At 39.5% G+C, this 5,372-nt stretch carries 6 protein-coding genes, 1 other RNA gene and 1 pseudogene; 7 read left to right on the top strand and 1 reads right to left on the bottom strand.

What is annotated here, in order from left to right:
* Positions 1-90: 90 nt before the first annotated feature.
* Positions 91-632, bottom strand: a pseudogene (locus V7068_RS14935) (cysteine hydrolase family protein).
* A gap of 122 nt (positions 633-754) precedes the next feature.
* On the opposite strand from V7068_RS14935, the gene tadA reads away from it, so the two are divergent.
* The 7 genes from tadA (at position 755) to V7068_RS14900 (ending at position 5,157) form a co-directional block, all read left to right on the top strand.
* A complete protein-coding gene (gene tadA, locus V7068_RS14930) occupies positions 755-1,267 on the top strand; it encodes a tRNA adenosine(34) deaminase TadA (protein WP_499713440.1) in 513 nt (170 codons plus the stop codon).
* A gap of 82 nt (positions 1,268-1,349) precedes the next feature.
* Positions 1,350-1,614, top strand: an RNA gene (gene ffs, locus V7068_RS14925) — signal recognition particle sRNA large type.
* A 228-nt stretch (positions 1,615-1,842) separates the two neighbouring features.
* Positions 1,843-3,531 (top strand): DNA polymerase III subunit gamma/tau, encoded by a 1,689-nt coding sequence (gene dnaX / locus V7068_RS14920; RefSeq protein ID WP_499713439.1) that lies wholly within the window; start codon positions 1,843-1,845, stop codon positions 3,529-3,531.
* A gap of 22 nt (positions 3,532-3,553) precedes the next feature.
* Positions 3,554-3,871, top strand: coding sequence for a YbaB/EbfC family nucleoid-associated protein (locus V7068_RS14915; RefSeq protein ID WP_127762393.1), 318 nt, complete (start codon positions 3,554-3,556; stop codon positions 3,869-3,871).
* Between the two features lie 61 nt (positions 3,872-3,932).
* Positions 3,933-4,529, top strand: coding sequence for a recombination mediator RecR (recR, locus tag V7068_RS14910; RefSeq protein ID WP_119119049.1), 597 nt, complete (start codon positions 3,933-3,935; stop codon positions 4,527-4,529).
* Positions 4,530-4,548: 19 nt separating this feature from the next.
* Complete coding sequence (locus V7068_RS14905; RefSeq protein WP_252292454.1) at positions 4,549-4,767, top strand: YaaL family protein; 219 nt, start codon at positions 4,549-4,551, stop codon at positions 4,765-4,767.
* 126 nt (positions 4,768-4,893) lie between these two features.
* Positions 4,894-5,157: a pro-sigmaK processing inhibitor BofA family protein gene (locus V7068_RS14900; protein WP_499713438.1), complete on the top strand. Its 264-nt coding sequence runs from the start codon at positions 4,894-4,896 to the stop codon at positions 5,155-5,157.
* The last annotated feature ends 215 nt before the right edge of the window (positions 5,158-5,372 follow it).

The raw sequence follows: 5,372 nt of genomic DNA, 5'->3' as shown, positions 1-5,372 counted from the left end.
CCTCTACCTCCTCCATTTATTTTTTAATCACACTTGCATGCATAAATATGGAATCGTATGAAAATCCGTTACATTACGTAACGGATTCTTTTATTGGAAAAAAGATAAAATAAGAGAGCTTTTAGCTGTACCTGCTTTTAATACTTGATTCATCATCGTTGAAGCATATTGATTGTCTTGTATATCGGCAGAGGCAATTGCGTCCTCTGGTGCCCAGATTTTATATTCATGCATATAAGCGTCGTTGGCAGTGAAAATGATGCATATATTTCCTGCAATTCCAATTAAAATTAAAGTATCAATTTTTAATTGGTGTAGTAAAGTTTGAAGAGCTGTACCGAAAAAAGCAGAATGTTTTGGTTTAATTAAAAAGTAATCATCGTTTGTTGGCTTAATTTGTTCAATGATGTCTGTATTTTGTTCATGTTGACAAGTGGCGATAATTTTTTCGAAGTCAGCTTGTCATAAATTGTAGTGATCATTGATGTAGATGATGGGAGCCCCTTGTTTTTTATGGTTTCTTTAATATGTAAAATCGGTTTAACAATAGATTCAGTATGCTTAAGCAGTAAATCGCCATGAGCAAATTTAAAATCATTAATCATATCAATAATAATCAGGGCGCATTTCATAACTATTCTCCTTTTTTAAGTTTGCATCTATTATAGATAGTGCGATACGATGTCCTATATGTGTGTTTACTCTTTATAGTTAGCTTGATAGTGTCTCTTTACTCCTATAAAAGGGGGGATAGATGGTGAAAGATGATGCGTATTATATGAATATAGCTTTAGAAGAAGCAAAAAAAGCACGTGCTCTTCAAGAAGTGCCAATTGGTGCGATTGTTGTTTGGAAGGATGAAATAATCGCTAGAGCCTATAATTTACGTGAGACGGATCAAAATGCAGTGGCTCATGCAGAATTATTAGCAATACGTGAGGCTTGTGAAGTTCTTGGAACATGGAGGCTAGAAGAAGCTACTTTATATGTAACGCTTGAACCGTGTCCAATGTGTTCGGGGGCAATTATTAATTCCCGTATTAAGCGGGTGGTCTTTGGTGCGCATGATCCAAAGGCAGGATGTGCGGGGACGTTTATGAATTTACTTCAAGATGAACGTTTTAATCATCAAAGCGAAGTAACGAGCGGTGTACTGCAAGAAGAATGCGGCCGTATACTGACAGCTTTTTTTAAAGAACTTCGTGAGCGAAAAAAGGCGGCTAAGAAAGCAAAAAACTCACATTGTATAGAAGATATTAACAGCTAATAAATATTGCTTTTTTAAAATATAATCGGTATAATAAATCATGTACCTAGATGAGGTACACTAATTATTGGTATCATATTTGCCGTGCTAGGTGGGGAGGTAGCGGTGCCCTGAACTCGCAATCCGCTCTAGCGAGACGGAATCCCTTCTCGAGGTTAGCATACTGTAGGGTCTGCCTTAAGTAAGTGGTGTTGACGTCCGGGTCCTGCGCAATGGGTCTCCATGAACCATGTCAGGTCCGGAAGGAAGCAGCATTAAGTGGAAGTTCCCATGTGCCGCAGGGTTGCCTGGGCCGAGCTAACTGCTTAAGTAACGCTTATGGTTGTTAATCGACAGAAGGTGCACGGCAGTTATTACATAATAAATCAACTCATCCATTAAGGGTGAGTTTTTTTGTATCAAGATAAGGAAGTACAAAATTTTTGATACGTTTTGTTGGCGTCATCGGCTCTATGATTTAACTAACCGCTTCGGGAGACAAGGAACGTATCTGCCGGCTGCTTATCTTACATTGTAACGATGGAAATAAGTACGCTATAATTAAGAGAGATGGAGAAAATAAAGGAGGGATTACCGTGGGATATCAAGCATTATATCGGGTGTGGCGACCACAACAATTTATTGATGTAGTCGGTCAGGAACATGTAACGAAAACGTTGCAAAACGCTCTCATCGGGCAAAAAGTTTCCCACGCCTATTTATTTTCGGGACCGCGTGGTACAGGGAAAACGAGTGCGGCCAAAATCCTCGCGAAGGCTGTAAACTGTGAGCATGCGCCAACAAGTGAACCTTGTAATGAATGTGCGACCTGCCGAGGTATTACCGACGGCTCCATATCGGATGTGATTGAAATTGATGCGGCTTCTAATAATGGGGTAGAAGAAATTCGAGATATTCGCGATAAAGTGAAGTATACCCCCAACGCGGTTACATACAAAGTGTATATCATCGATGAAGTACATATGCTATCACAAGGAGCTTTCAATGCTTTATTAAAAACATTAGAAGAGCCGCCTAGGCATGTCATCTTTATTTTAGCTACAACTGAGCCGCATAAAATTCCCCTAACGATAATTTCTCGTTGTCAACGTTTTGATTTTAAACGTATTCAACCCCAAGATATCGTTGGTCGGATGTCGCAAATTGTGGGTGAAACAGGTGTGGCATGTAATGAGCAAGCTTTACATATTATTGCGAGAGCGGCTGAAGGTGGAATGCGTGATGCGCTAAGCTTGCTTGACCAGGCTATTTCGTTTAGTACAGATGAAGTAACAGTAGAAGATGCTCTTACAGTGACGGGATCGGTATCACAAGCTTTTTTAAGTCGATTAGCGCGAGCTGTTTATGAGAGAGATGTGGCTGTTTCTCTTCAAGTTTTAGATGAACTATTAGCAATGGGAAAAGACCCGGCTCGTTTTATAGAAGATATTATTTTTTACTTCCGAGATATGTTATTATATCAATCAGCTCCAAGTTTAGCTGATACGTTTGAACGAGTGTTGATTGATCCGCAGTTTAAAGAACTTGCGGGTATGATTTCTACAGACATGATTTATCAAATGATTGAAAGCTTTAATACAACACAGCAGGATATGAAGTGGACGAATCATCCACGTATCTTACTAGAAGTCGCGCTTGTGAAGTTGTGCAATGAACAGTCATCATCTCAAGTTGATAACGGACAAGTACAACAACTTCTTGCTAAAATAGAGGGCCTTGAGAAGCAAATTGAAGATCTTAAACAAAATGGATTAGCGATTTCTAATGTTGAACGAGTAGCAACCAAACCCAAAGCACAAAGGACTACAAAAAAAGCATATAAGGCACCAGCAGGGAAAATCCATCAAATTTTAAAACATGCGACAAAACCTGATTTACAAGCAGTGAAAAGTAAATGGGGCGAAGTTTTTGAACAACTGGGTCAACAAAACTTAAAGTCATTAGCGGCTTTATTGACAGAAGCAGAACCTGTTGCTGCCTCAGAAGGTGCATTTGTGGTAAAATTTAAATATGATATCCATTGCCAAATGGCCATGGAGAATAGCCGTTTAATCGGAATGCTCGCATCCATTATGGAACAACTTACCGGTCGTCGTATGGAAATGGCAGGTGTGCCGGAGAGTCAATGGCAGCAATTGCGAGAAGAGTTTCTTTCTACGCAGCAACTCGATGGTCCAACCGAAACGGAATCAAAAGAAGAAGATCCTTTTATAGCAGAAGCCCGTAAATTAGTCGGGGATGATTTGCTAGAAATTAAAGAATAATTAGGAGGTACGAACAATGGGTATGCGTGGTGGCATGGGGAACATGCAAAATATGATGAAACAAATGCAAAAAATGCAAAAGAAAATGGCAGAGGCACAAGAAAAACTAGGTGAAGAAAAAATCGAAGGAACAGCTGGCGGCGGGATGGTTACCGTGATTGTGACAGGTCATAAAGAAATCGTCGATGTCACGATTAAACCTGAAGTAGTCGATCCGGATGATATCGAAATGTTACAAGACTTAGTATTAGCGGCAACAAATGATGCCTTAAAGAAAGCAGAAGAATTAACGAACCAAACGATGGGTCAATTTACAAAAGGCATGAATCTGCCGTTTTAAATAGCAAGAAAAGAAACTTCCGTAACGGAGGTTTCTTTTCTGTCATGGAAGGAAGGATACGATGCATTATCCAGAACCGATTTCAAAGCTCATTGACAGCTTTATGAAGTTACCGGGTATCGGACCGAAAACAGCGGCGAGACTCGCTTTTTTTGTGTTAGGGATGAAGGAAGATACGGTGTTAGACTTTGCGAAAGCGCTGATTAACGCGAAGAGAAATCTTTCCTATTGTTCAGTGTGCGGTCATATTACCGATCAGGATCCGTGTATGATTTGTGAAGACCAGCGTCGAGATCGAGACGTGATTTGTGTGGTGCAGGACCCGAAAGACGTCATTGCGATGGAGAAAATGCGTGAGTTTAACGGGCTGTATCATGTGTTACATGGCAGTATTTCGCCGATGGATGGAATTGGACCGGAGGATATTAATATCCCTGATTTATTGAAGCGCCTGCAGGATGAGACGGTGCAAGAAGTGATTTTAGCAACAAATCCAAACATCGAGGGAGAAGCCACAGCGATGTATATTTCTAGATTGCTGAAGCCATCAGGCATTAAAGTGACCAGAATTGCCCATGGCTTACCAGTCGGCGGTGATTTAGAATATGCAGATGAAGTAACGTTATCGAAGGCAATTGAAGGACGGAGAGAAATTTAAAGCATGTGGGGGAAGAAAGATGTTCTTTCGGCGAAAAAAAAGACTGAGACATGAATATGATGCAGCATTAATTCAACAGTTGGAGTACTTTAAGCAAAACTGGATGAATCAGAGAACCTTACTAGAGAGAAGTGTCGACCCATCTGAAGAGGCGAAAGCAACATTAAAAATTGCTGAATTAAAGTATTTTTATATGTTTAGAGAAGCGAAGCAAAGACAAGCGAAGGTAAAGAGATGATGTTTGTAGAGGACTATTAGGAGAGATCTGATAGTCTTTTTTTATTTTATATTCAATGCTTACACAGTTCTTAATAAATGAATGGTGACATATGAATAGGGTACAAGCTCAAAAGGAGGCGAAAGCTTGGAACCTGTCGTATTTGTTGCAATCATTGCAGGCTTAATCCTACTGTTGCTCATTGTTGGGGCACCATTAAAACCAATCCGATATGCTGGACAAGTGGTTATTAAACTTGTGATTGGAGCGGTTTTTCTTTTCTTTCTAAACACATTAGGTAATCAAGTAGGTATACATGTACCAATCAATTTCGTTACTTCAGCAATAGCGGGAGTGTTGGGGATTCCTGGTGTTGCTGCACTAGCCGCCATTGATTATTGGGTAATATGAGAATCTAAGAAACTATCTTAGATTCTTTTTGTTATGTATTTATTAAATAATCTTGTTGACTTTTAATTAGATAGTTGATATTATATTAAAGGTCGCTGATGCGACACTAAACTTCTTTCTTAAAAATAAAAAGTGTTGACTTTGATTAGTGTATGTGATATATTATAAAAGTCGCTTGTGAGAGAAGTGGTAAATCGTTCTTTGAAAACTGAACA

Origin of the sequence: Bacillus sp. JJ634 (genome assembly GCF_036962285.1) — a bacterium.
Classification (GTDB): domain Bacteria; phylum Bacillota; class Bacilli; order Bacillales; family DSM-1321; genus Peribacillus; species Peribacillus asahii_A.
The sequence above is the reverse complement of the archived record's forward strand: the minus strand, read 5'-3'. Positions and strand labels throughout refer to the sequence as shown.